Origin of the sequence: Galbibacter kalidii, assembly GCF_026241135.1 — a bacterium.
Lineage (GTDB): Bacteria > Bacteroidota > Bacteroidia > Flavobacteriales > Flavobacteriaceae > Galbibacter.
The window spans coordinates 73,586-100,343 of sequence record NZ_JAPFGA010000016.1; the positions used below are offsets into that span (position 1 = coordinate 73,586).

The following is a 26,758-nucleotide window of genomic DNA, read 5'->3' on the forward strand; positions in this document are numbered from 1 at the left end:
CTAATACGATACTTGTGAAAAAACTAGCATTACATTGGCAGATTATTATAGGTTTAATTTTAGGGATTATCTGGGCGGTCCTATCCGGCACATGGGGATGGAGCGAATTTACAGTGGATTGGATAGCCCCTTTTGGTACGATCTTTATCAACTTACTTAAACTTATAGCGGTGCCTTTGGTGCTTTTCTGTATCATAAGTGGAGTAGCCAATATCGGAGACCCATCGAGTTTGGGTAGAATGGGAGGGAAGACCCTTTTGGCATACCTCACCACTACCGTTTTGGCTGTTGCTGTAGGTTTGTTGTTGGTCAATACCATAAATCCCGGCAAATTGATCGATGAGGAAAGTAGGATTGATAACAGAATTAATTATGAACTCTGGGCTGCTTCAGAAGGTTTGGAGATCAAAGATGGTATCAACTATCTGCAAGATCCGGAATTCATGGAAAGGGCAGAGCGTATTTCTGAACTTTCCAAAGCTGATTTAGAAAGTGCTGCTGCAGTTGAGGAAAAAGTTACAACCGCCAGCGAAGCCAAAGAAGCCGGTCCGCTACAACCTTTGGTGGATTTTGTCCCAAGCAACATTTTTGTATCACTTTCAGACAATGGCTTAATGTTACAAGTAATTTTCTTTGCACTGTTCTTTGGGGTTTGTCTGTTGTTCATTCCCAAGGAAAAAGCAAAACCGGTCATGTCATTTGTCGATGGAACAATGGAAGTTTTCTTGAAAATGGTCGATCTGATCATGAAAGCTTCTCCATTTTTTGTATTTGCCCTCTTAGCAGGGATAGTGAGCCAAATGGCGGGCGATGATATCGGTAAGGTTATCGAAATATTTAAAGGGTTGAGCTGGTACTCTCTAACGGTAGCCATAGGTTTATTATTGATGATCTTTTTGATTTACCCTTTGATCATAAAACTTCTCATCAAGGTGATTTCTTACTTCGGATTTTTCAAAGCGATGAGCCCTGCACAAACCTTAGCGTTTTCAACATCGAGCAGTGTGGCTACATTGCCTGTAACCATGGAGTGTGTTGAAGATAACCTGGGCGTAGATAAAAAGATAACCAGTTTTGTACTTCCCATCGGTGCAACAGTAAATATGGACGGTACCTGTTTGTATCAAGCAATAGCTGTTGTTTTTGTTGCTCAGTTACATATGATCGACCTGACTATTGGACAACAACTCACCATTGTGGTAACAGCTACATTGGCCTCTATAGGGACAGCAGCAGTGCCCAGTGCAGGCTTGGTGATGCTTATTATTGTATTACAGTCCGTAGGCTTAAATCCAGCATGGATCGGGATTATTCTTCCCGTAGACCGTATTTTGGATATGTTGCGAACAGTAGTAAATGTTACCGGTGATGCCACCGTATGTTCTGTAATAGCCAAAAGTGAAGGCTTACTCCATTATAATGGTGAAGAAAAAAAGGTGGTGAAAGTTTAAACGAGTTTACTTTTCAATTATGATTTTGTCAAGCGATGTGGTTATTTCATATCGCTTTTTTTATGGTTATAGCACTTCGAAATATTTTCAGGAAAAAGATATGGTTAACGAAGTATTATAGGAGTGTTAAAATTGTTCAACACGCTAGCTTCAGTTCACATACAAAATCCTGCCATACACAACAAAAAATTTTATTTCCGAAAATTTAAAAATAAGTTTGTCGTGAATAAGATATAATAAAAGTTGTTTCATAAACAAGAAACCAAAATCAATCCATAAGCATAGACACAATTTACTATTACAACGGCCTTCCCCCAAAAACCTACGGTTGTTGGATAGTAAAATAAAAAATGGATGATAATGTAATGATGAATAATAGTTTACTGGTGAATAGAGAAAAACGAATTAAAAAACGGGCAGATATATCGAGATTGGTAAACGACTGTATGGGAGATCAAGTGTATGTAAATGAAATGTTTTCTTTATTGAAGGAAAATATGAAGGAATTTTACAACGCCACAGCAGTTTTTTTAAAGGCCAAGGATCGATTTTCAATTTCAAGAGCAGCCCATAAGATTAAAAACGGACTTGAACTGATTCAAGCTTGTTCGCTTTTGGATTATGTCGATATGATTCAAAATGAATGTCAGCATGTAGACACTATAAAAAACATAGAAAAATTGATTGCTGATTCCAAAACAGAATACAACTGTGTTGTTCAAGAGTTGGAAGAACAAATAGCAATGCTCGATGCGAAGTAAAAAAAATATTTTATTAGCTGAAGAAGATAGAATGGCGGCTTCTTTGATAGCTTTTCGCTTGAGGAAGGGCGGATATCATGTAGACCAATACGATAATGATGCTGAAGTTAAGGAATATTTAAAAACAAAACATCCGGATTTGATCATATGCAGTCTTTCTATAGGAGGAACAAAAGGAGCTAACTTGATCAAATATTTAAAAGAAGAAAAAGTATTCTCAAATATTCCTCTGATTATTATTACGTCTTCCCAAAAAAGAGCTAGTTTATTAAAAAACAGTGACTTGAATATAAAGTATCACTTAATGAAACCTGTTCAAACGGAACATTTAGTTGATGTAGTCACTTCTTTCCTTAATAAAGAGACCAAAATTTTATAGTCTTTTTCATACTTAATATACTATAAAAGCTGTTTCACATACAAAAAAATGTATTTGACAACAAAAAGTTTAAAATTAAACTTTATTCATCTACTTTAGTGGATGAATTGAAACAATAGTATTTTTCACAATTCTAAGAATTGTTAAAATCTTTGCTTCAAGTCTTACCTGAATCCTACTTAAACAATCTTCCAGGTTATCATCTGGAAGATTTTTTTTGATGTTATCTCTCCTTTATCAAAAACCCACTACTCTAATAATCTGTATATTAAGTGTTAAATTTTATGATTTTGAAACCTAAATTCGTATCTTCTAAAAGTTTAACCATAAAATATCAGGTATTATGAAAACACAAGTTTTTAAATGGCCTGTTTTGCTAATGCCGTTTCTGTTCTTTCTTTGTTGTTGTTTCTCAGTTAATGCACAAGAGGAACCACTAACATACAAAGAGTTTAAAGGAACTGTAGTAGATAATGAAACAGGTAATGATCTTGTTTTTGCTACCTTAACTGTAGAAAACACCAATATCAGCTCCATTACAAATTCTGAAGGAGAGTTTGCGCTCAAAGTTCCCGTTGCAAACCTTGACAATAATGTTACTGTATCTTTTTTGGGCTATGAACAAAAGACGATGCCTTTATCAATTTTAAGCAGAAACGGTAATAAGATTCACTTAGACCCGGTTTCTATTGAATTGGCCGAAGTTGATGTTTCGGTTCCAAAAGATGCTTTGGCTCTGGTCAAGAGTATGCTGAAAAAGAATGGGGAGAACTATTTTGATACTCCGGTAAAAATGACGGCTTTTTACCGTGAAACCATAAAAAAACGAAGAAAAGACGCATCTTTATCTGAAGCTGTTGCTTATATCTACAAACAACCCAACTCTTCTGGAAGACGGGATATTGTAGATTTGTATAAATCAAGAAAGAGTACAAACTATTCCCGTTTGGATACCATAGCATTAAAACTGCAAGGAGGGCCGTTTACACCGCTTTTTGTGGATATTATGAAGTATCCTGAATATATTTTTGCAGATGATTTGATCAATCAGTATAGTTTTAGTTTTTCACCGTCAACGACCATAAACAGCAAACCTGTTTATGTAGTGAACTTCAAGCAACACGATTACCTCACAGAACCCTTGTTTTATGGAAAATTATTCATTGATATGGAAACGCAAGCTTTGGCGAGTGCTGTTTTCAATTTGAATGTGGAAAATCGAAGAAGTGCAGGAGAATTGCTTGTTAGAAGAAAACCCTCTAATATCAGAGTATATCCAACAGAAGCTTCCTATCGCGTTGATTATCGTATCCAGAACGGGAAATGGTATTATGGGTATGGCAACGTACAACTCGCTTTTGTAGTAGACAGAAAAAGAAAGCTTTTCAACTCCAAATATTATGTAAGCAGTGAAATGGCTATTACAGATTGGCAACTCGACGGTTCAGGAAAAGATATAAAAAGGAGAGAACGTGTAAAACCAACGATCATCATTGCCGATGAAGCCTCCGGATTTTCAGATCCGGAATTCTGGGGAGCCTATAATGTAATCGAACCTGAAAAATCGATCGAATCGGCTATCAGTAAAATCCAACGACAATTGAAGAGGGAGAAGAGTTAGGTAGATATTAGAAATACGGATTTTTCTAGTGGGTTAGATGTGTTTTACTTCTAATGTGCTAAAGTTCAAAAGAAAAAATCCTGTTCATTTTATATCCTATTAACTTCAACCAACAAGAATTAACAAACTTTATATTTCTGGCACGGAATTGGATGTTATTTTTGCGTTATAGTATTTTATTATCTTTATGGTAATGATTAGACCATTATGTAAAAATATGAAGTTTGTTTATTTCACAATACTCTTTTTCTTTGCAGCCATAAATATTTATGGACAAGGGGATATTCCCAAAACTCCGATACCGTTGGAGGGGCTAAACAGTACCGAAAAGGAAACGGACAAAGATACTTCAGCAACACCTTTGGAGATAAAAACTGTGCCGGATTTGAACAATTCAAACATTCCCAATCCGGCACCGACAGCATCAGACCTTGCCAATAAGGAGGTGAATATGTTTGAGGAGGAAGAACAATTTCTCGATCCCGGGGAACGTTTTGAAAAAAAACTGAACAGAAAGCGTAACAAGGGCAGGGATACAGAACAAATGGGTGCTACAACTACCCAATATTTTGGGGATTTTGTGAGCAAAGCCAAATCCATAAAAATACTGTGCCGGGATCATGAATACGTAGATGGCGACCGTGTGAGTGTGATCATAAATGACAAGGTGGTCGTTCCCAATATTTATCTTGAATCCCGTTTCAAAGGATTTTTTATAGAGCTGGAAAAAGGCTTTAATAAAATTGAATTCAGGGCTTTAAACCAAGGGACTTCAGGGCCCAATACAGCCCAATTCGCTGTTTTTGACGATCAGGGAGTCGAAATATCTTCAGACTATTGGAATTTGTCTACCGGGGTCAAAGCTTCGCTTCTTATTATCAAGGAGGAGGAAGAATAATTGAGAGTTATACGATTAATCCAATTTTCCAAAAGTTTAATATTCTTAATCTTATTAATTCCTGTTAAAGAAAAAACTTATATTTGAGAGGAGTAAATACCATTGGATTTATAGATAAATTGGGTTATAATGTAAAAATGAAAATATCTAAAAACATAATTCCAATACTGATTTTAGTGATTTTAGCGAACTGCACTGGAACTAAATCTGTGACTGAATTATCCAATTTGATTATTGAGAACAAATCTGCAAATAAACTAATTGAAAACAGGATTCCAGATTACGGACTTACTGGTCGAGACGGATGTGTAATAATGGACGAAATATCTATGGATATTATTGAATTAAGAAACAATTATGTACGTGGAAAAGTTTTTAACTCAAAATCAAACGATCCGTTGTTTGATGCTCGACTGAATTTGTATTTAAATACTGACAAACAAACTGACACGATCAAGTTTAATGCTAATTCAAATGGATACTTTGAAAAGGAATTTAAAGGAAGTCTAGAAAAAATAAAGGTTGAATATATTGCTTATCGAAATTTAATAATTGACTTTAAAAAATTATAAAAAGCACTACAGTTCAAAAAAAGGTTCCAAATGAAACCAAAAGAAAAATACATCGCCTTTTTACGTGGAATTAATGTAGGGGGACATCATAAAGTACCCATGGCTGAGTTGCGGAAGGAGATGGAGGTTTTGGGTTTTGAAAATGTGATTACACTATTAAATTCAGGAAATGCTATTTTTGAAGCGGTTCCTACTGCTATAGAAGACTTGGAAAAAACAATATCGGAACACATAGAAAAAGTCTTTGGCTTCCCGATTCCAACCCTGATAAGAAAAGCTGAAACGATTTATAAAATACTGACCGACGATCCGTTTAAAAATATAGAGGTCACAAAAGATATTCGGTTGTATGTTTCGTTTTTACAGAAAAATGTGGATTCTACTATGGAATTGCCTTGGATAAGTCCGGAAGGTACATATAAAATTATCGGAAGAGACGACAAAACCATCTTTAGTGTTCTAGACGTTTCAGTAACCAAAACCCCAAAAGCAATGGAAGTTTTAGGGAAATATTTTAAAACGGATATCACCACCCGAAACTGGAATACTATCAAACGAATAGAGAAGAAACTTGAGGCCGGTAATTGATGATAAGTACAAGTTGCAAAAAATTAAAAATTACCCTACCTAACCTTCTATTCAAGTCTGAGCGGGACAATTACTCCCCTCCTTTGGAGGGGCTGGGGGAGGATAAATCAATCACCATTTTAATATCCGCACGGACATAGGGTGTATTCTGCTCCATTTCCACTTCTTTAAAACCGTATTTTCTGTAGAGATATATGGCGTTTTCCAATTTTCTATTGGAGTAGAGGAGTACCTTCTTAAATCCTTTTCTTTTAGCAAAGTCAATACTGAACTGTAATAACTTCTGACCTATCTTCTTTCCTTGAAAAATGGGTGAAACAGCCATTTTACTGAGTTCAAAAACACCATCTTCTATTTTGATCAGTGCAAAACAGCCTATAATGGTATCTTTAACTTTGGCAAAATAAATATAACCGCCTTTGTCGATGATGTTTTCTTTACAATTCGACAAAACCTCTTCGTCGTGGGGCTCTACCACAAAATATTTTTTTAGCCATGCCACATTCAAATCTTTAAATGTAGTGGCATATTCTGTTTTGAATGGGATAATTTCAACATTCATCTATTTTCGTATAAAATCTGACACCAGATAGGCAATGGACTTCCCTGTTAATGCTTTTTCAGCCTCACTGTTCATGTCGGGTGCGGCTTCACAAATATGCAAATAAGCAATATTTTTACTTTTCTTACTCTTAAAAATAATTTCCCTGACGGTATTCAGGGCCATTCCGGAACTGGTTCTCGCACTACTGGGCATATTGGTGACCGAATCCATGTCTATTTCGAGTCCGAAACGGGAGGTTTTTACAAAATCCAAAGCTTCGTTGAGTTCAAATTCAAAACCTTTTTCTTTTCTAACGAACAATTCTTCAAAAGTGTTGAACCGGATCTGCTTTTCTTTGGATATGGTTTTAAATACCTTTTTTGAAGTATAGTTTTCATGCAAGCCAAAAACGAAATAATGATCGAGGAAACCCTCGTGAAACGCATACGAAAAACCATTACCGCTATGTCTGCCTTCACGGTTCCTAAAATCGGTATGGGCGTCGATATTCAAACAGTTAACAGCCTTTCCAAGTGCCAGGGAAGCTCCTTTTATTATTCCATAGGCATTGTTGTGTCCGCCACCAATAACAATGGGTTTTTTTCCGTTGGAAACAATTTTATGTACGAGCAAAGTAATTTCCGTATCGATCATTTCGGTGAGTTTTCGGGCTTCGTCTATTTTTTCTTCGCCTTCTAATGCGTCAATACGATCCAGTTCTTCACTAAAATCAAAATGTCCTAAAACCAACATTTTTTTTGCCTTAACAGTTTTGTTATTTTGCAAATTGAGAATATAAGGCAATGCTGTTTGCCACGCGTTTCGGGCTCCTTGTTTACCGTGATTGGCGATAACGCCAATGTCTTCTGCAATCCCAAAAAGAACATACTTGGCATCGGCATTTGCGAGTTGTGTTTCCAGTGGATCATTTTCATGAACCACCCCAACCATTTCACCAAACTTTTTTTCTCCTTTCCTATGGGAAGTCAGGGAGGCAATCTTTTTTCTGTCGTAAACAATTAAGTGTGAAGGCATATATGAGTTTTGTTTCTGTCTATTTTTTTAGGCTAATTGAATGTAAAATAATCTAAAACTATTTTTTAATCGTATATAATTCGTAAAGCAATTTAAAAAAGATTGGTTAAATTGCTGAACCAAATTTTAAAAAACAAACTTATGACAGAAACAAAAAGTACTAATAATGGTTTAAAAGTGATAGCAGGATTACTTGCTGCCGCTTTAATAGGTACCCTTATTTATACAGTGAGCCTGTATAACAATAAGAAGGAAACTACTAAAAAATTAGAAAAGGAAAAGAATCTTGTAGTAGAGGATCTTAACAATTTAAAGTCTGATTATGACAGAGCAATCTCTGAGAGTGAATCTGCTAATGCGGAATTGGTAGAAGCGAGAAACAAAATTGCGACCTACATTGATTCTGTACAACAAATGAAAGCCGATATTAGTGCGCTTTCACGATATAGAAGACAAGTAAGACAGTTGACAAAAGAACGCGAATACTTATTGGCTCAAAACGATTCATTGAGAGCATCTAATACTTTATTGGCCATGGAACGCGATAGTACCCAGGTTGCATTGGAAGAACAATCGTCGTTTACAGACTCTTTGGTGGTTCAGAATACGCAATTGGCTAAAGTTGTAGAAACCGGAGCTGCTCTTTCACTTTCTAAATTTACTGCGGAAGGCGTTAGGGAGCGTAACAGCGGTAAGATCGTTTCAGTAAGTAACAACAGTAGAGCTACTAAATTACAAGTATGTTATACAGTATCAGCCAACAATATTACACAGCCGGGAGCAAAGCAATTCTATATTCAAATAAAAGCCCCTAACGGTAATATTTTGGGAGAAAATGCAGTTGCTGCAAAAGAAGGAGATGAAGAAGGCGAGGGTAGTACAAGCATCACATACAGTAAAGCTTCTAGTTTTTACTATGAAAACACATCACTTGATGTATGCGATTTTGTAGAAAAAGGAGCTGCTGACTTTCCGGAAGGAAGATATAATGTAGTTGTTTATAATCAAAACCTAAGCGAAATAGGTTCAACTCAATTTAGCTTAAGATAATATTTAGTCTTTTTGGCTAACCAATTAACTTTGAAGCACCGATCATTGATCGGTGCTTTTATTTTTCCCACTAATTAGATACTTTCAATGATTTTTGTTGTGATTTCTTCAGGGGTATGGCCGATATCAACAACAAGCGCATCTTTTGGTGGTTGTAAGGTATCAAATTGTGATTTCAGCAAAGAAACAGGCATAAAATGAGAATCCCTATCAGCCAATCGTTTTTTGATGAGTTCAAAATCCCCCATTAAATAAACAAAAGTCACTTGTTCTTCAATACCGTTGCGCAGAAGATCCCTGTAACTTTCTTTTAAAGCAGAACAGGCAATAATACAACTGTTATTGTTATCGAGCTTTTCAACACAAAAAGTATTAATAGCTTGAAGCCATCCCTGACGGTCGTCGTCGTTTAAAGCTTGTCCCGCTGCCATTTTTTTGATGTTCTTTTGTGGGTGAAAATTGTCCCCGTCATAAAAAGGGAAGCTTGTTTTAGAGGAAAGCAATTTTCCAATAGTGCTTTTTCCCGATCCGGAAACTCCCATAAGGACAATGGCAGTTGGTGTTTGTGGTGTGATTTTTTCCATTATTCTATATCTCTTATAATCTCTTCAACCGGGGAGGTATAGTCAAACCAATGGATGGATGGATCTTTTCGGAACCATGTAAGTTGCCGTTTGGCAAAACGCCTTGTATTTTTTTTGATTTCAGAAATGGCAAAATCAAGTGTCCAATTCCCGTCGAAAAACTCAAAAAGTTCTTTGTAGCCTACCGTTTGGAGCGCATTGAGGTTCCTGTGTGGATATAAAGCCTTTGCTTCGCCCAAAAGTCCGTTGTCCATCATAATATCCACTCTTTTGTTGATCCGGTCGTAGATCACCTCCCGATCGGCTGTAAGTCCTATTTTAACGGATTTAAACGCTCTGTTTGCTTTTTTGTTCTTTAAAAAGGAAGAATAAGGTTTTCCGGTACCGAGACTGATCTCCAAAGCCCGTATGATCCGATGCGGATTGAGAATATCAACATTTTTATAATGATTAGGGTCGAGGCTTTTCAATTGTTCTTGCAGTGATTCAATCCCTTTTTCATCCAACTCTTTATTCAGTTTTTGCCTGATCTTCGGATCCACTTCCGGAAAATCATCCAGTCCATCAACAACAGCATTTACATAAAGTCCGCTGCCACCGGCCATAACCACCTGATCTTTTTCAAGAAAAAGATCAGTGAGCAATTCTGTGGCTTCTTTTTCAAAATCCCCCACACTATAGGGATCAAAAATACTTTTATGCTGAATAAAATGATGTTTTGCCTGTACCAATTCGTACGGATTGGGAACGGCGGTACCGATATACATTTCTTTGTAGAACTGCCGGGAATCTGAAGAAATGATATCCGTATCAAAATGTTGAGCCAGTTGAATGGCCATAGCGGTTTTTCCGATGGCGGTAGGGCCTACAACGGTTATGAGGGTTTTGTTATTCATTCAATGGTTTTCCGCATTTATAACAATATTTCGCCTTGTTTTTATGCTTATCGGCATTACAATACCGGCATACCTGTGTATTGGTGTCTATTTCTTTTTGATTTTGACGTTGTTTAGAGTATTCAACGGTCACAATTCCCGTAGGGACAGCAATAATGCCATAACCCGTGATCATAATGAGTGTCGCAATGACCTGACCAATATCGGTTACCGGGGTAATATCGCCAAAACCAACGGTAGTTAATGTTACAATGGTCCAATATATACTTTTCGGAATACTGGTAAATCCAGATTCTTTACCCTCTATAAGGTACATAACAGTACCCATAATGACCGATAAAATCATAATGGTATAAATAAAAACTGCTATTTTGGTACGGCTAGCTTTTAGGGCTTCTTTAAGCTGGGAGGCTTCACCTATAAAGCGAACAAGCTTTAAAATCCTAAAGATCCGCAATAGTCGAAAAGCCCTTAAAGTAAGGAGCACATGCGATCCGGCTAAGAAGAAAGAGAGATAGAGTGGGATAGTAGAGAGAAAATCTATAATCCCGTAGAAACTAAAAATATACCTCCACGTTTTTTTGATAGAAATAATACGAGCGATGTATTCCAAAGAGAAAAAAATGGTAGCAATCCATTCAGCAGTGAGAAGGTATGAGTGATATTTATCATTAAAACTCTCGATGCTTTCCAGCATTACCAGAATAATACTGATGATAATGACGATGAGCAATATGATATCAAACCACTTTCCCGCAGGGGTATCGGTCTCATATATTACTTCATGAAGTTTATTTTTCCAATTTTTCTTATCAATGCGATCGATCATGAAAAACGTTTAAGTTTTATTTTTCTTAATGACTACGGACTCGCTATTTTGAATTTCAACAGCGTCTTTAAAAAACGATTTTAAGTTTTCGTATTCACTTGTTTTATAATAACTTTTATTAAGTTCGAATGTGTACAATAAATTTAGTGTTTTCTCTTTAATTCCTGTCATTAATGAGAGTCTTCCTCCATTATCTTCCAGAATCGTATTTTTTTTGTCCGGTACGCTTATAAATTGAAATCCATCTGGAATGGTTAATGAAATTTGGGTATTGTATTTTTTCGGATAACCAATGTCAATAGGGTAATCCCGCTCTTTTAGCTGAAAAGGGTTGCTGGTTGTTATTTTAAAAATAAACGGAGACAAGTATACATTGTCAGCAATAACATTTTCAATATTGTCCACCTCAAAACTGAACGTTTCTACAACGCTATTCTCTTTTTCTACGGATTTATAATCACTTATATGCAAGTTGATATATTGGTTTTCAAGATCTTCAATGTATTTTTCCCTGTTAATGGTGTTAATCTGTTCTGATTTTTCATAAAATAGATACCCCATGTCTTTTATCATAACCCTACCTTCAATGGTACCTGAGTCTGTAATTTTAGCCTCAACATGCATTTGGTTATAATTATTTTGAAAAGGGACAATGCTCACCCAATAACTATCATTTTTGAAGTCCATAACCCGACCAATATGATTTAAAGTCCTAAACGGAAGAATACCAAAAGGGGTGTATTTCTCTGAAGCATCAAGCATGGCAACACCTTTTCCAATTTCCACCATGGCTATGGTATAATTGAAATCTGATATCACAGGATGCTGTTTAGTTGGGAGTCCGTTATCGCGGGTTGACAGCAACACGAGTTTTGCATTTAACCCCGCTGCCTTTAAGGCGTTGATCAAAGACAAATTGATATCTGAAACATCGCCGGAACCTTCTTCATATGCTTTTTTGATCTTTGAGTTGCTGAAAAGACCGTAGTCTCCATTCCAGTTGAAGTGCTTTTGTATAAAGGAATACACCTTTTTGGCTCTGCTCAATTCATCTTTTTCACTCAATATTTCGCTGGGGAGCACTTTTTCAAAGTAGTTTACTTTTTTTAATTGCTTACCAATATATTTATCTGATCTCAGTTCTTTATCAACACTTTCCCAGCTTTTTGTATACTGATGCCTTATTCCGTCATAACCATAAAATTCTGACAGTTCAAACTTTAATCTTGACATATAATTTTTCTTGGAAAGCATATATTCCTCTTCTTTAAAAGCAGGAATATCCTCCATGATATAGGTGAGCACCTCACAATCTGCAGCATCCGGATAACCATCTATATAAAAACAATCTCTCTTTATATCAGCTTCGTTTATCGATAATTCCTGTGCTCCCATTAAGGTTCTGTTGTACTTGTAATTCCCCGGTATTTCAGCTTTAAAAACACTCTTTACTTTTGGAATCGATGTTTGGAAATCCCATCCTTCAAAATTGAAATAAAATGGAGTCTCCAAGGTGTATTTATATTCGAGCACACTACCTTCTTTCACATTAGAGAACGTAAACCTATATGAAGACCACCTCTCATTGATGTCGGTTTTATACATATTATTGGGATTGACCACAATTTTTTGCTTATCGTTGTGGGTCATCGCTTTAATATCTTTTATTTTTTCTGTTCTCTTGTCATTGTGGTAGAATGGTATTTCGATATTTGCATGATCAAACCCTTCTTCATCCAGGATCTTTATTTTACAGTAATACTCTTTTACCAGTAATATTCTTCTTGTTTTTACAACGAAATAATTCTTCCCTTCCTCATAAAGAACGACTGCATGTGCTGTTGTATCCTTTTTGTAAGTTTTCATGTTGAGCTCTTCATCGGTCACATTGTCAATTTCCATTTTGTCTTGAGCGTTAACCGAAAAGTGTAAGGAAATGATTAGTAGGAGGTAGAGTAGGTGTTTAAGCATTGGTTTTTAATTTTATTAGCTTCAGTACTTTTTTCTTTCTTAAATAAGACTCGATGATATGTTTTGTTATCGGACTGTCTTCCATCTTTGTGATGATCGATTCCAAAATATCCGGATTGTCGATCTGATAATTCAGGTTATAAAACCCGATACCTTTTAGTTTCCCATCCTGAATCCAAATAGCACTTCGTTCGTCGACATCCCTTCCTCTGTCAATAATAATAAAGCTTTGCTTGTTCAGGGAATAGGTGAACATGGCTTTTTTTACGTGTTTGTTATAAGCTTTGACGTCTTCTTCCCCAATACAAGCACCATTACACTTGTTAATGGTGTAATTATAGCAATTTTCTTTAGCCTCGGAAAGTCCGTTGAGCTTGTTACAGAGGGTAAATTGCCCATCGATCTTATGCAAGACATTATACGCCTGTTGGTAGCTGGAAAAGGTAGTGACACTCTTTTTTCTGCTGTCTGCCTTTCCTATTCGTAATCTTAGATAACCGTTTTTGTCTTCATCCTGATACAAGGCATGTGTACACCATCGCTCCTTTTTGACATTGTATTTTGGACGGTTCTTTTTTACCTCGTCGTTCTCTTTCAGCAATGCTACAAGTTCGCTACCGGTTTTTTCATAAGTAACGGCCTTTACTTCTTTTTGTATGTATCTATTCTTTTTTGAATCGCTGACAAATAATTGGTTCACGCGCTTTTTCATATTCCGGCTTTTGCCTAAAAAGATAATCTCTCCATTTTCATTGTGCACATAGTACACACCGATGGTAGCAGGAACTTGCTCTACGATATCCATAAGCCGCGGATTCAATTGACCGACATTTTCTGCACGGACATTACTTTGAAGGATTTTCTTTGAAGTATCTTTTGCCAGCAGCATTTTGAACAATTTCACTGTAGCCTGGGCATCGCCATTGGCACGGTGTCGGTCACTTACCGGGATTCCGAGGGATCGCACCAGTTTTCCTAAGCTATAGGAAGGTTGCTCTGGGATGAGTTCTTTGGCGAGTTCGACCGTACAAAGGGATTTACGTTTGAAATCATATCCGAGTCGGCGAAATTCAGTTTGGAGGATACGGTAATCAAATTGAGCGTTATGCGCCACCAAGGTACAATCGTCAGTGATCTCCACAATGCGTTTGGCCACTTCATAAAATTTCGGGGCACTTTGCAACATATTGCTATTGATGCCCGTAAGCTTCACTACAAATGGTTGAATTTTCTTTTCGGGATTGACAAGGCTGATGAATTGATCTACAACTTCATGTCCGTTGAACTTGTATATGGCAATTTCAGTAATACCCTCTTCATTGTATTTTCCTCCGGTTGTTTCTATATCGAGAATTGCGTACATTAAAGTTTATATCGTTATAAGTTTTCTAAAATAAGAAAATTATAATTATCAACAGAAAATCCGGAAATGCTAACCGTCTTAGTAGTTTCTGGCGCCAAAAATACTGCTCCCGATCCTCACCATATTGCTACCGTACTCGATGGCGAGTTCATAATCACCACTCATCCCCATAGAAAGGGTGTTGAATTGCAAATGCTCGTTTTCAGGATAGGTTTCTTTTAACGAGGAAAACAAAGTTTTTAAAGAACTGAATTCTTTTTTGATGCGGTCTTTATCTTCAGTAAAAGTTGCCATTCCCATCAGTCCGGTGATTTTTACATGTTTCATTTCTTTAAATTCCGAAGAGGATAAAAGTGTGTGTACTTCCTCTTCATCCATCCCAAATTTAGTATCTTCTTTGGCGATGTGGATTTGCAGGAGACAGTTGATAATACGTTCGTTTTTCCTGGCTTGCTTTTCTATTTCCTTAAGAAGTTTCAGGCTGTCAACACCGTGGATTAAATGCACAAACGGAGCCATGTATTTTACCTTGTTCCGCTGTACGTGGCCAATCATGTGCCATTCAATGTCTTGAGGAAGTTTTTCCCATTTGGCAGTCATTTCCTGAACTTTGTTCTCTCCAAAAACACGATGTCCGGTATCATAGGCTTCCTGAATATCTTCAACAGGTTTGGTCTTGGAAACCGCTACCAGGGTCACATTATTCGGAAGGTCATTTTTTATTTGTGATAGGTCTTCTTTAATGCTCATCATTATACTTTTCTAAAACTCATAGATAGTCAATCCGCTTTTCAACTTAGGTTCGATATAAGTGGTTTTTGGAGGCATTTTAAGTCCGTCGTCTGCAATTTGCTTCATTTGATCAATACCCACAGGATACAAACTGAAACCCACTTCAAACTGTTCGTCGTCAATCAGGTCTTTCATTCTTATGGTGTTGTACTTTCCGTAGCCGTATTCAATTCTATTGTCGTTTCTCAGGTCTTTGATACCGAGGATGGGCTTCAGTATGGTAACGTACAAGATATGGGTGTCGAGTTCGCTCAGCGAATCGGTAAATTCATAATGCTTCCTCAAATATAAGGAATAGAATTCACCATCGAGATACATCCCGAAATGATGCTTTTTTGAAGGCTTGTACAGATCAGCTCCATGATTTTCTATTCTGAAATAAGCATCTAAATGAATCAAAAACTCCTCTTTGCTCAATCCGTTTAGGTCTTTAACCATACGGTTGAACTCGTATATTTTTAAATTGGATTCCGGAATCAGGTAACTCATAAAATAATTATAAGGTTCGTTTCCGGTATGCTCGGGGTTTTCCTTTTCCAATTCTTCTGCCAATAGATTTGATGAAGCCGACCGGTGATGTCCATCAGCAATATAGATGCTATCCAGTTTCTCAAAAGCACTTTGTATGGCTTTTATCTTTTTTGGATCATCTACTATCCAAAGGTAATGCACAGCCTTGTCTGAGCTGGCGAACTCATATTCAGGATCGTTTTTGATCACCTCATTGACAATCACCTCAATGCTATCATTATCCGGATAGGTGAGGAGTACAGGTTCGGCGTTAAAGCCTACGGTTTTGAGGTAGTCTTTAAACAGCTCTTCCCGTGGTTGAAGTGTAGCTTCGTGTTTTTTTATGGTTCCGTTGCGGTAATCGGACACCCCGGCTCCGGCAAAAATTCCGCAGAACTCATTTTTAGGGGTTTTTATTTTGTAGATGTAGAAAGTCGGGTTGTCATCTTTTATAAACACATTCTCCTCGATGAATTCCAAATATCGATTTCTGACGAGGGAGAAACGCCTTTCCCCGGAAATATCGTGATGAAATTTATAACCCGGATTAATAATGTGTAAAAAGGAGTACGGGTTATAAGAAAGCGTGGCGTTCAATTCGTCTGTCGGATAATCCTCATAGGATCTGGAAACCACCAAACTGACCTTGTCTTTTGTAGGTCGTACTGCAGAAAACGGAATGATTTTAGCCATACATTGTTTTGTTCTTTATTTTTTATTACAATGATTTAAGGTGATTTGCTTAAACCACCACTTTAACTTGCTATGTGTCTTTCTATTTTAAAAAAACTCGTCAGGTCGAGTGGTTTTGCGATAGCAAAATTGTATCGAGACCCTTTGCTGGTACACTTCTCGATACACCCTATGAAATAGGTTGTTTCACAACATTTCACAGGGCACTCGGAGTGACGACCCTATTTCTGAAACTGACCAGCCACCTTTTCAGCTTTCCTACTTTCGGAGTAATCATAAAAACCTTCCTCGGATTTAACCCCCCGCTTCCCGGCGGTTACCATGTTGACCAGTAGCGGACACGGAGCGTATTTTGGATTCTTAAAGCCATCGTACATCACATTCAGGATAGAAAGGCAGACGTCCAAACCGATAAAATCAGCCAACTGTAACGGTCCCATGGGATGAGCCATACCGAGTTTCATCACCGTATCGATCTCATACACTCCGGCAACGCCGTTATACAAGGATTCAATCGCCTCGTTGATCATCGGCATCAGGATTCTGTTGGCGATAAAACCAGGATAGTCGTTTACTTCCACCGGGACTTTCCCAACAGCCTCAGAAAGACCGAAAACCGCTTTTAAAACCTCATTGCTGGTGCTATAACCTTTGATCACCTCGACCAACTTCATAATCGGTACCGGGTTCATAAAATGCATCCCGATAACACGTTCCGGATTGGAAACTGCCGTGGCAATCTTGGTAATCGAGATAGAGGAGGTGTTGGTAGCCAAAATAGTATCCTCGCTACAATAGTCACCCAAATCTTTGAATATTTTAAGCTTTAAAGATTCATTTTCAGTAGCCGCTTCAACCACCAGATCCACATTGTTCACCCCTTTTTGAAGGTCGGTATGCGTGGTGATATTCGCTAAGGTCTTAGCCTTGTCTTCTTCAGTAATCCTCTCCTTGGCGATCATACGATCCAGGTTTTTACTGATCGTAGTCATGCCTTTTTTTAAAGAATCTTCAGAAATATCTATGAGTCCAACGGAATAGCCAAATTGTGCAAAAGTATGAGCAATACCACTGCCCATTGTTCCTGCACCAATCACAGCTATGTTTTTAATTTTTGTCATATAGTTTTAGTTATATTTTTCGTCAAAAGCCGTCAGATTGAGTGATTTTTTGAAAAAAATTGTATCGAAACCAGGCTTTTGAGGTGGAAAATCACTTGTTCTCGATACACCCTATGGAATGTTGTTAAAACAACCTGTTCCACAGAGCACTCGAAACTGACATGATTTTCTCGTTATATAATTAATAAAAATCATACCTACTTCTCAACCAAATCCACGACCTGCATGGCGACTTTCAGCGCTTCAGCCCCTTGTTCAAGGGTCACGGCCGTTTCTGTATCGTTGTTGATTGCATCAGCAAAAGACTCTAATTCGTCTAAGATCGCGTTGTTTTGTTCCACTTTCGGATTTTCAAAATAGATCTGCTTCTTTTCTCCTTCGGCATTTTGAAGCACCAAAGCAAACTCATCGAGTTTCTTCGGAGCGTCCTTCATTTTTACCACCTCTACTTGTTTTTCCAGAAAATCTATTGAAATATAAGCATCGCGTTGGAAAAACCTTGATTTACGCATGTTCTTCAACGAAATCCTACTCGCGGTAAGATTGGCCACACATCCGTTTTCAAATTCAATACGCGCATTGGCAATATCCGGAGATTTACTGATGACCGATACACCACTTGCATTGATACTTTTTACGGGGGATTGCACCACACTCAAAATAATATCAATATCGTGGATCATCAAATCCAATACCACAGGAACATCAGTACCACGCGGATTGAATTCCGCCAGGCGATGAGTCTCGATAAACATGGGATTGTCCACTTTCTCGCGAACGGACATAAAAGCGGGGTTAAACCGCTCCACATGACCCACTTGACCTTTTACTTTGTTTTTTTTAGCCAAAATGATGATCTCTTCAGCCTCCTCAACAGTTTTAGTGATGGGTTTTTCCAAAAAGACATGCTTGCCTTTATTGATGGCCTGTATCGCACAATCATAATGCGAAAGGGTAGGAGTGACAATGTCCACCACATCCACAGCATCGATAAGAGCTTCTATGGTAGGGAAATATTGATAACCGAATTCTTTGACTATTTTTTTCGCGTTTTTCTCATCGGGATCGTAAAAACCGATAAGTTCATATTTATCAGATTGATTGATAAGCCTTAAGTGAATTTTTCCGAGGTGACCAGCACCCAGAACGCCTGCTTTAAGCATAAGTATCTATGTTTTTTAACAAAAATACGTTTATTGTGTCATTCTTTCAACCATTCCGGAATAGTTTTTTATCAGGGTTTTGGGAATTAACAGGTTATGAAATAATAGCCATGAAGATTGATGCGGTACAGCGGGGCGGACGTAAAAAAGATTTTTGGGATTTGCACGGATTATTATCGGAATATGATATCAAAACGATGTTGGATTTACATAAACAACGTTATAAATATACCCATGACAAGGATTTGATTTTGCAAAACTTCACCGACTTTCATATTGCTGATGATGATTTCGCCCCCATTTGTTTAAGGGGCAAATATTGGGAGTTTATCAAAGAGGATATTCAAGATGCCATAAATCAATTTAAAAATTTATAATTTTACATCACTTAAAATACACCTACACTTGAAAGACACCTACCGACATCAGGGGATGCGAAACAAATTGGCTGAAATCGTTGAAGCAAAAGGGATTTCAGACCAACGCATACTCCGTGCGATAAAAAAAATACCACGTCATTTGTTTATGGACAGCAGTTTTGAAGATCACGCCTATCAAGACAAAGCCTTTCCCATAGCCGCAAGTCAAACCATATCCCAGCCCTATACTGTGGCATTTCAAACCGAACTCCTGGAGATAAAAAAAGGCGATAAAATACTGGAGATCGGTACAGGCAGCGGATACCAAACCGCAATACTGTTGGAGTTGGGAGCAGTTGTCTATACCATAGAAAGACAAAAGGAACTTTTTAAAAAAACCAATCTGTTTTTACCTAAACTGGGCTATAAACCCAAAAAAATGATCTTTGGTGATGGCTATAAAGGACTAAAAGCCGAAGCCCCATTTGATGGTATTATTGTCACTGCTGGTGCTCCTTTTGTTCCAAAACCTCTCATGGCCCAGCTAAAAGTAGGAGGTAAGCTCGTCATCCCCGTAGGCAACGAAATACAAACCATGACTCTTTTCACCCGAAAATCCAATAAAGAATTTGAAAAGAAAGAATTAGGCGAATTCCGTTTTGTTCCTTTGCTGGAGGACAGGAATTAGGCTAGAGTGTTGTATAAGTTGCATAATTATAAATAACTGAGCCACCACTTATTTTTGTTATTGGCTTTATAGATCATATATTTTTTACAGAAAGGGTAAAGTAGTAGGATTACACTGATCCATACGCAATATACAATAATGAGCGAATAACCATACGTTGCTAAATTAGCATTCATAAAACCTTCAGCATCTATTATCATATCATGCCAATTGCCGCCAAAAATAGCCATACCCGCAATCGCCAGAGCGTGAATTACAAATACATGCACGAAGTAATAGAACAATGGGACTCTCCCAAATACCAAAAAGAAGTTCGTTAGTTTGTTTTTAGCATTTTCGAAGTAATACAAAAACAATATGGAAGGACCAATTGTGATCAACAAAAACAACAAAGATGGTGGGTATTTTGTCACATTAAAAAAAGACAAGATTGTTTTCGTGGTGGTTTCTTGAATAGCCCAAGGAACCAAATCACCATAACTATTCAAGCCTCTTAAAACAAAAAACATAACAGTTACTCCAAAACCTATTCGTAGCAACCATTTTTGCCTTGTTTTTACATTATAACCTTTTTGGTAGAATGTTCCAAACAAATAACCCAAGGCCATTAACCCAATCCAAGGAATTAACGGGTAGTGAAATACAACCATATGACTGGAATCTAAAGCCAAAAATTTGTCTTGATGTAAAATGTACCAAATGATTGACCGGAAACTTGTTCCCTCCATAACAATGCCATCCAATAAATTATGTCCCGCTATAAGGATAATACCGATGATGAGGATGACTTTTCTGGGTAAATAAATCAGGAAAGAAAGGCATATCATACTAACGCCAATAGCCCAAATCACCTGAAGAACCAGTAAACTATATGTAATGTCGGTAAACCATATAATATTATTGACCACTATTTCCAATAAGATCAACCAAAGACCTCTGGTAAATAAAAACTTGAATAATTCCGGTCGCGTTTTCTTACTACCGTATAAAAATGCCGCAGTCCCAGCCAAAAACACAAAGACAGGAGCACAAAAATGAGTTATAAATCTTGTAAAAAACAATATTGGTGTGGTGGTTTCTATGTTTGTCGGGTTACCATAAAATGAACCATAATGAAAGTAATCCCTGGCATGATCCAATGCCATAATTACCATTACCACTCCTCTTAAAATGTCGATGGATTCAATTCGGTTGGTTTTAATTTTCATGTTGCCTTTATTTATGACAATATAGGATGTTTTTCTCCTCTTAAATATAGCCTTTTCTTTTAGAAGGATAAAAATGAGGACGTGTACTAAAGAGGGGAGCTGCTTGGTTACTCTTAAAAAGTAATAAATCGCTACAAATATGATTTAATTTAGCCGAAGGGGATATTGGAACCCCTTATTTTATAGGGTTGCAGTTCTATTAGCATAAATTTAACAGCGGAAAATTTGATTTACTAGACGACTGGTCATATATTTGTCCCGAATATGATAGTAGGCATATGACAACATCGGTTAAACACAAGGAAAAATCAGACTATCTCTTAGAGAAGGGATTAGATATCTTATGGCATAAGGGATATAATGGTACCAGTGTAAACGATATTGTAAAAGCGGCCGATGTTCCTAAAGGTTCTTTCTATTTTTATTTTGACTCCAAAGAAGACTTTGCTGTAAAAGCGCTTGAACGGTATTATGAACTCAAGCGTGTTGATACTGCTGATTGTTTAGATGAGTTGGGAGTAAAAGCTGTAGACCGAATATACGGTTATTATGAGCTCAGAGTCAATATTATGAAGGACCAGTTGCAATGTAAACACGGTTGTATGGCGTGTAACATTGGTAACGAAATGGCTGAACATAGTGAGAAGATACGAAAGGTAATCGTTAATTTTCAGGACAGGGTAAGAGCACATATCACTAGTATAGTTACGCAAGCACAGGAAAATGGAGAAATCAAATCCGATTTATATCCTGAAAATATTGTCGATTTTATGGAAGATGCTTACAAAGGAATGCTTACATCGATGAAAGAATCCCAAAGCCCGGAGCCGTTGGATAACTTTTTATACTTTTTAAAGCATATGATTTTAACTTAATTTTTTTTACTTAAATAATAGACGACCGGTCAATTTTTAAATTTTCAACTTTTGACTACAATAACGATAGATTTGGCTACTTCTTTGAGTAATTCACTATAGTTATTTGTACAAACAAAATTTTAAAACAATGAAGGGAGCAAAATAGAAACTGAACTCATTTTCGCTTCATTCAAAAAGTTTAAATGAGTTCTTAAACAAAAATCAATCATGAGAAAAAGAAGAAATCTAAAATTACTAATGCTGGTCTCATTGTCTGCTATAACAATGACATTTATTGTAGCATGCAGTGATTCCAAGGCAGCAGAAACTGCCCCCATGGCTATGGCCACACCATTTATACAACCGTCCAAAGAACAAATTACAGACTGGGATGAATACATAGGTCGCTTTGAGGCCTCCGAGCGGGTAGAGGTACGATCGCGTGTAAACGGTTATGTGCAATCCGTTAACTTTAAGGATGGTGACATCGTTAAAAAAGGACAGGTATTATTTATCATAGACCAACGTCCGTACTATACCGCTTTAAAACAGGCAGAAGCTGAAAAATTACAGGCAGAAGCTGATTTACAACGAACCAGAAGTGATTACGACCGTATCGCTTCCGTACAGGATTCCAGGGCGGTGTCCAGTGAAGAAGTGGAGCAGCGCAAACAAATTGCAAAATCGGCCGAAGCTAGATTAATGGCTGCAGAGGCGCGTTTGGAACAGGCACGTTTGGATTTGAGCTATACGGAAATAAAGGCACCGATAAGTGGTAAGATCAGCGAGGATTATGTCGATCCCGGAAACTATATCTCCGGTGGATCGGCTAATGCAAGTCTTTTGACCACCATACTTACGGTAGATCCGATCTATTTTTATTTCGAAGCTAGTGAATCCGAATTTTTCGGGGCGGACTCCAATGTGGAACAGGATGCCAAAATGCCCGTAATGGTAAAGCTCAACAATGAAGCAAGGTTTAGCCGCGAAGGCTATATGGATTTTGTCGATAATGAGATTCATCAAGCCACCGGTACCATCAGAGGAAGGGCCGTTTTTGAAAATGACGATTTAAAGCTGGAATCGGGTATGTTCGGACGTCTCAGATTGCTGGGGGCTCAGACCGATGCCATTTTAATCCCGGAAGAAGTGATCAGTACCAGTCAATCCCAAAAGATCGTTTATACCATCGGGGCGGACAGCACCGTACAGGTAAAACCCGTTCAGCTCGGAAAGCTGTACAATGAAAAATACAGGGTGGTTACCGGCGGACTTACGACCCAGGATAAAATTATAAGCGGAAATCTGCTCAAAGTACGTCCCGGAATGAAAATCATTCCTGAGCAAAAGGCGTTTACCGTTCAGCGGGACACGACCAAACTGGCTTCCTTATAAGGTATATTCTTTATAAACTAGCCCTATGTAATACTCCAAAAGACCTTATGTTGTTTAGCATCCGGCAGACATTTGTTTGCCGGCTGAGGGAGTTTTGTTTAAAAATGTAACGGATCTCCCTCATAAAAAACAAATTGAAAAACAATCAGTTAACCTAAAAGTACAAGATGAAACACCAATGATGAAGCTTCTTTTAACACAAGCAAGCATGAATATGGGGTGTTCCATGTGACCTTTGAAAAACAAATAAAAATATTCACATGAAATTCAGTCAAAACTTTATAAAAAGGCCCATCCTGTCCATCGTAATATCCATATTACTGATGATTATCGGAGGCCTGGCATATTTTTCCTTGCCTATATCGCAGTATCCGGAGGTGGCACCCCCTACCGTGGTAGTCAGGGCTATGTATCCCGGGGCGAGTGCAGAAACCATTTCAAAAACCGTAGCCACACCCCTGGAGCAGGAAATAAACGGAGTGGAAGGAATGATCTACATGCTTTCCCAGGCAACCAATGACGGAGCTTTGGAACTTACCATCTCTTTTAAACAGGGAGTGGATGTGGATGCCGCCCAGGTGTTGGTACAAAACCGGGTGGCCATAGCCGAACCCAGGTTACCGGAACAGGTAAGACGTTTGGGGATTACCACACAGAAAAGTGCTCCGGATCTTATGATGGTAGTTCATATGATTTCCCCGGACCGCAGTTACGATCAGACCTATCTTGCCAATTATGCTAATTTTCAGATCATCGACAGGCTTTCACGTATCGATGGAGTCGGAGCTGTACGTATGTTCGGCGGGGATGAATATTCCATGCGTATATGGTTGAATCCCGACCGGATGGCCAATCTTGATATGACCCCTAACGAGGTGTTAAGCGAACTGAGATCACAAAATGTGCAAATTGCAGGGGGAACCCTTAACCAGCAACCGCTAACAACTCAAAATGCATTTGAGATAAACATTCAGACACAGGGAAGACTTAATACCAAGGAAGAGTTTGAAAATATTATAGTCAGAAACGGAGACCGGGGACAATTAGTGCGGGTTAAAGACATTGGAAGGGTAGAACTGGGATCTGCCAGTTATGCCACTAAGGGATACTTAAATGAATATCCTGCAGTCGCCCTGCCTATTTTTCAAAGACCGGGGACCAATGCCCTTGAAGCGGCCGAGGCCATTAAAGAAACCATGAAGGAGGCTGCGGTGGACTTTCCTGCCGGGATTGAGTACAGAATCGCTTACAACCCGACCGAGTTTATACAACAATCCATAGATGAAGTAGGGGTAACCATTTATGAAGCCATCATTCTGGTAGTATTAGTGATCATACTCTTTTTACAAACCTGGCGTGCTGCCATTATTCCCATACTGGCGATTCCGGTATCACTTATTGGTACCTTCGCCGTTATGCAGGCCCTTGGGTACTCGCTTAACAGTCTTACCTTATTCGGATTGGTTTTGGCGATCGGGATCGTAGTGGATGATGCCATTGTGGTGGTGGAGAACATGGAACGGAACCTGAGGGAAGGTCTGGGCGTTAAAAAAGCAGCCAAGAAAACAATGAACGAAGTTGGAGGCGCACTAATTGCCATGGGACTTGTGTTGGTGGCGGTATTTCTTCCGACCATCTTCCTTGAGGGCATCAGTGGGGCATTTTACAATCAGTTTGGTGTTACCATCGCTGTGGCAACCATGATATCGGTATTTGTATCCTTGACTCTGAGTCCAGCAATTGCTGCCCTGGTTATGAAAAAGCATGAAGACGAAACCGTATCAACTCGTATGCAACAAACAGTGGCTTTTGGTTTTGTTACAAAATTCTTTTCAAAATTCAATCAGGCCATGGAATGGATATCTGATAAGTACGGAAAGATCACCTCAAGATTTATCCGGGTCAGGGGATGGGTACTGGCTGTATATGCGGGGCTTATATTACTGACTGTATTTGCCTTTTACAAAGTGCCTACAGGATTTATTCCGCAACAGGACCAGGGCTATTTTATCGCAGTGATACAGTTGCCCCCCGGATCTTCCCTGGAAAGAACGGATAAAGTAGTACAAAAGGCTATTGACAGTGTACTTAACATAAACGGAATTAAGGATGCAGTCGCTTTTTCGGGCTTTGATGCCGCAACATTTACCAACTCCTCTAATGCCGGGGTTATTTTCCCTGTAATGGAAGATTTTGAAGCACGGAAGGAAAAAGGTATTTCTTTTAAAGACATACAAACAAGTCTAAATCAGTCCCTTGGAGGTTTTGAAGAAGCATTTGTAGTGGTGATCCCACCACCATCGGTAAGAGGGATCGGTAATGCCGGTGGTTTTAAAATGATGCTTCAGGACAGGGCAGGTCTTGGCAATGAACAGCTCTTACAGGCTGGTTATCAAATGATGGGAGCTGCTAATCAGAATCCGGTGTTAACGGATGTATTTACATTTTTTAATACCAATTCCCCACAGCTCTTTTTTGATCTGGATAAGGAACGTGCCCAGAAATTGGGGATTCCTATTAATGAAATCTCCAGTGCCCTGGAAGTTTATTTGGGATCGGCTTTTGTGAATGATTTTAATTTACAAGGGAAGACCTTTCGGGTAACCGCCCAAGCAGACGGAGAGTTCAGATATACTCCCGAAGATCTGACCAGAATAAGGGTTAGAAATAAAAACAATGCCATGATTCCTTTAAGTGCAGTTGGAGAATTAAAAGATATCTCCGGTCCGGCGCGTGTTCCCAGATACAATCTGTATCCGTCACTAGCACTTACAGGGAATGCAGCCCAAGGATACAGTTCAGGGGAAGCTATGGACGCCATGGAAAAACTTGCTGATGAATTATTACCGGAAGGGATTGATTACGAATGGACGGAGATTGCCTATCAGCAGGAAAACACAGGAAATACAGCCGGGATTGCATTCGGATTGGCCGTACTGTTTGTATTCCTGTTACTGGCTGCCCAATATGAAAGCTGGGCACTTCCATTGGCGGTTATCCTGATTGTTCCCATGTGTCTGCTCTCCGCTATGTTTGGGGTTGGATTGATGGGAATGGACAATAATATCCTTACCCAGATAGGACTGGTGGTACTGGTGGGACTGGCAAGTAAAAATGCCATTCTGATCGTTGAATTTGCCAAACAGTTGGAGGATCGTGGTTACAGTATAGAGGACGCTGCTAAAGAAGCGGCCAGGCTTAGGTTACGACCTATTTTAATGACGGCCTTTGCATTTATACTCGGGGTAGTGCCTTTGGTATTGGCAACGGGAGCAGGAGCAGAGATGAGGCGATCCCTTGGGACTGCCGTATTTAGTGGTATGATAGGAGTTACCTTTTTCGGACTGCTGTTCACCCCGGTCTTTTATGTATTGTGCAGAAAGATAGCCTTTAGAAGAACAAAAACAATTGATTTAAAAGCATAAATAAC

Annotated in this window: 25 protein-coding genes; 13 read left to right on the forward strand and 12 right to left on the reverse strand. The window is 38.4% G+C overall.

Going from position 1 to position 26,758, the window contains the following annotated elements:
• The first annotated feature begins 14 nt into the window (after positions 1 to 14).
• The 7 genes from OOZ15_RS15585 (at position 15) to OOZ15_RS15615 (ending at position 6,270) form a co-directional block, all read left to right on the forward strand.
• Positions 15 to 1,451, forward strand: coding sequence for a dicarboxylate/amino acid:cation symporter (locus OOZ15_RS15585; protein ID WP_265957364.1), 1,437 nt, complete (start codon positions 15 to 17; stop codon positions 1,449 to 1,451).
• Positions 1,452 to 1,801: 350 nt separating this feature from the next.
• On the forward strand, positions 1,802 to 2,212 hold the full coding sequence (locus OOZ15_RS15590) for a hypothetical protein (RefSeq protein WP_265957365.1): 411 nt from the start codon (positions 1,802 to 1,804) through the stop codon (positions 2,210 to 2,212).
• Positions 2,202 to 2,591: a response regulator gene (locus OOZ15_RS15595; RefSeq protein ID WP_265957366.1), complete on the forward strand. Its 390-nt coding sequence runs from the start codon at positions 2,202 to 2,204 to the stop codon at positions 2,589 to 2,591. The genes OOZ15_RS15590 and OOZ15_RS15595 overlap by 11 nt, the downstream gene beginning before the upstream one ends.
• 343 nt (positions 2,592 to 2,934) lie before the next feature.
• Positions 2,935 to 4,212 (forward strand): carboxypeptidase-like regulatory domain-containing protein, encoded by a 1,278-nt coding sequence (locus OOZ15_RS15600; RefSeq protein WP_265957367.1) that lies wholly within the window; start codon positions 2,935 to 2,937, stop codon positions 4,210 to 4,212.
• A 217-nt stretch (positions 4,213 to 4,429) separates the two neighbouring features.
• Positions 4,430 to 5,110 carry a hypothetical protein gene (locus OOZ15_RS15605; protein ID WP_265957368.1) on the forward strand — a complete coding sequence of 227 codons (681 nt, stop codon included), beginning with the start codon at positions 4,430 to 4,432 and terminating at the stop codon, positions 5,108 to 5,110.
• Between the two features lie 83 nt (positions 5,111 to 5,193).
• Positions 5,194 to 5,682 carry a hypothetical protein gene (locus OOZ15_RS15610; protein ID WP_265957369.1) on the forward strand — a complete coding sequence of 163 codons (489 nt, stop codon included), beginning with the start codon at positions 5,194 to 5,196 and terminating at the stop codon, positions 5,680 to 5,682.
• Positions 5,683 to 5,712: 30 nt separating this feature from the next.
• Entirely contained in the window at positions 5,713 to 6,270 is a 558-nt protein-coding gene (locus OOZ15_RS15615; RefSeq protein ID WP_265957370.1) for a DUF1697 domain-containing protein, read from the forward strand.
• A 70-nt stretch (positions 6,271 to 6,340) separates the two neighbouring features.
• Here the strand turns inward: OOZ15_RS15615 and OOZ15_RS15620 are convergent, their stop codons facing one another.
• The gene (locus OOZ15_RS15620) at positions 6,341 to 6,832 is read right to left on the reverse strand and encodes a GNAT family N-acetyltransferase (RefSeq protein ID WP_265957371.1); all 492 of its coding nucleotides are present in this window, start codon (positions 6,830 to 6,832) and stop codon (positions 6,341 to 6,343) included.
• Complete coding sequence (locus OOZ15_RS15625) at positions 6,833 to 7,849, reverse strand: formimidoylglutamase (protein WP_265957372.1); 1,017 nt, start codon at positions 7,847 to 7,849, stop codon at positions 6,833 to 6,835. It lies immediately after the preceding gene.
• Positions 7,850 to 7,990: 141 nt separating this feature from the next.
• Here OOZ15_RS15625 and OOZ15_RS15630 point away from each other — a divergent pair, with 141 nt between their 5' ends.
• Positions 7,991 to 8,899 carry a hypothetical protein gene (locus tag OOZ15_RS15630; RefSeq protein WP_265957373.1) on the forward strand — a complete coding sequence of 303 codons (909 nt, stop codon included), beginning with the start codon at positions 7,991 to 7,993 and terminating at the stop codon, positions 8,897 to 8,899.
• A 74-nt stretch (positions 8,900 to 8,973) separates the two neighbouring features.
• On the opposite strand, the gene OOZ15_RS15635 is transcribed toward OOZ15_RS15630, so the two are convergent.
• The 9 genes from OOZ15_RS15635 to OOZ15_RS15675 all read right to left on the reverse strand — a co-directional run bounded on the left by OOZ15_RS15635 (position 8,974) and on the right by OOZ15_RS15675 (position 18,821).
• Entirely contained in the window at positions 8,974 to 9,483 is a 510-nt protein-coding gene (locus OOZ15_RS15635) for a gluconokinase (RefSeq protein WP_265957374.1), read from the reverse strand.
• A complete protein-coding gene (miaA, locus tag OOZ15_RS15640; protein ID WP_265957375.1) occupies positions 9,483 to 10,379 on the reverse strand; it encodes a tRNA (adenosine(37)-N6)-dimethylallyltransferase MiaA in 897 nt (298 codons plus the stop codon). The genes OOZ15_RS15635 and miaA overlap by 1 nt, the downstream gene beginning before the upstream one ends.
• Positions 10,372 to 11,208, reverse strand: a complete 837-nt coding sequence (locus tag OOZ15_RS15645) for an ion transporter (protein WP_265957376.1) — start codon at positions 11,206 to 11,208, stop codon at positions 10,372 to 10,374. Before OOZ15_RS15645 ends, miaA begins: the two co-directional genes overlap by 8 nt.
• A 9-nt stretch (positions 11,209 to 11,217) precedes the next feature.
• On the reverse strand, positions 11,218 to 13,179 hold the full coding sequence (locus OOZ15_RS15650) for a DUF3858 domain-containing protein (protein ID WP_265957377.1): 1,962 nt from the start codon (positions 13,177 to 13,179) through the stop codon (positions 11,218 to 11,220).
• Positions 13,172 to 14,542, reverse strand: a complete 1,371-nt coding sequence (locus tag OOZ15_RS15655) for an exonuclease domain-containing protein (protein ID WP_265957378.1) — start codon at positions 14,540 to 14,542, stop codon at positions 13,172 to 13,174. Before OOZ15_RS15655 ends, OOZ15_RS15650 begins: the two co-directional genes overlap by 8 nt.
• Positions 14,543 to 14,620: 78 nt before the next feature.
• Positions 14,621 to 15,292, reverse strand: a complete 672-nt coding sequence (locus tag OOZ15_RS15660; RefSeq protein ID WP_265957409.1) for a YggS family pyridoxal phosphate-dependent enzyme — start codon at positions 15,290 to 15,292, stop codon at positions 14,621 to 14,623.
• 12 nt (positions 15,293 to 15,304) lie between these two features.
• Positions 15,305 to 16,537: a DUF1015 domain-containing protein gene (locus OOZ15_RS15665; protein WP_265957379.1), complete on the reverse strand. Its 1,233-nt coding sequence runs from the start codon at positions 16,535 to 16,537 to the stop codon at positions 15,305 to 15,307.
• A 221-nt stretch (positions 16,538 to 16,758) separates the two neighbouring features.
• On the reverse strand, positions 16,759 to 17,649 hold the full coding sequence (locus tag OOZ15_RS15670) for a 3-hydroxyacyl-CoA dehydrogenase family protein (protein WP_265957410.1): 891 nt from the start codon (positions 17,647 to 17,649) through the stop codon (positions 16,759 to 16,761).
• A 206-nt stretch (positions 17,650 to 17,855) separates the two neighbouring features.
• Positions 17,856 to 18,821 carry a Gfo/Idh/MocA family protein gene (locus OOZ15_RS15675; RefSeq protein WP_265957380.1) on the reverse strand — a complete coding sequence of 322 codons (966 nt, stop codon included), beginning with the start codon at positions 18,819 to 18,821 and terminating at the stop codon, positions 17,856 to 17,858.
• 35 nt (positions 18,822 to 18,856) lie between these two features.
• Here OOZ15_RS15675 and OOZ15_RS15680 point away from each other — a divergent pair, with 35 nt between their 5' ends.
• Both OOZ15_RS15680 and OOZ15_RS15685 read left to right on the forward strand, forming a co-directional pair.
• Complete coding sequence (locus OOZ15_RS15680; protein WP_265957381.1) at positions 18,857 to 19,198, forward strand: nucleotidyl transferase AbiEii/AbiGii toxin family protein; 342 nt, start codon at positions 18,857 to 18,859, stop codon at positions 19,196 to 19,198.
• 28 nt (positions 19,199 to 19,226) lie between these two features.
• Entirely contained in the window at positions 19,227 to 19,868 is a 642-nt protein-coding gene (locus OOZ15_RS15685; RefSeq protein ID WP_265957382.1) for a protein-L-isoaspartate(D-aspartate) O-methyltransferase, read from the forward strand.
• 26 nt (positions 19,869 to 19,894) lie between these two features.
• Here the strand turns inward: OOZ15_RS15685 and OOZ15_RS15690 are convergent, their stop codons facing one another.
• Entirely contained in the window at positions 19,895 to 21,076 is a 1,182-nt protein-coding gene (locus tag OOZ15_RS15690) for an acetyltransferase domain-containing protein (RefSeq protein WP_265957383.1), read from the reverse strand.
• Positions 21,077 to 21,354: 278 nt separating this feature from the next.
• On the opposite strand from OOZ15_RS15690, the gene OOZ15_RS15695 reads away from it, so the two are divergent.
• The 3 genes from OOZ15_RS15695 (at position 21,355) to OOZ15_RS15705 (ending at position 26,753) form a co-directional block, all read left to right on the forward strand.
• On the forward strand, positions 21,355 to 21,951 hold the full coding sequence (locus tag OOZ15_RS15695) for a TetR/AcrR family transcriptional regulator (protein ID WP_265957384.1): 597 nt from the start codon (positions 21,355 to 21,357) through the stop codon (positions 21,949 to 21,951).
• 210 nt (positions 21,952 to 22,161) lie between these two features.
• Positions 22,162 to 23,328, forward strand: coding sequence for an efflux RND transporter periplasmic adaptor subunit (locus tag OOZ15_RS15700; RefSeq protein WP_265957385.1), 1,167 nt, complete (start codon positions 22,162 to 22,164; stop codon positions 23,326 to 23,328).
• 260 nt (positions 23,329 to 23,588) lie between these two features.
• Entirely contained in the window at positions 23,589 to 26,753 is a 3,165-nt protein-coding gene (locus OOZ15_RS15705; RefSeq protein ID WP_265957386.1) for an efflux RND transporter permease subunit, read from the forward strand.
• The last annotated feature ends 5 nt before the right edge of the window (positions 26,754 to 26,758 follow it).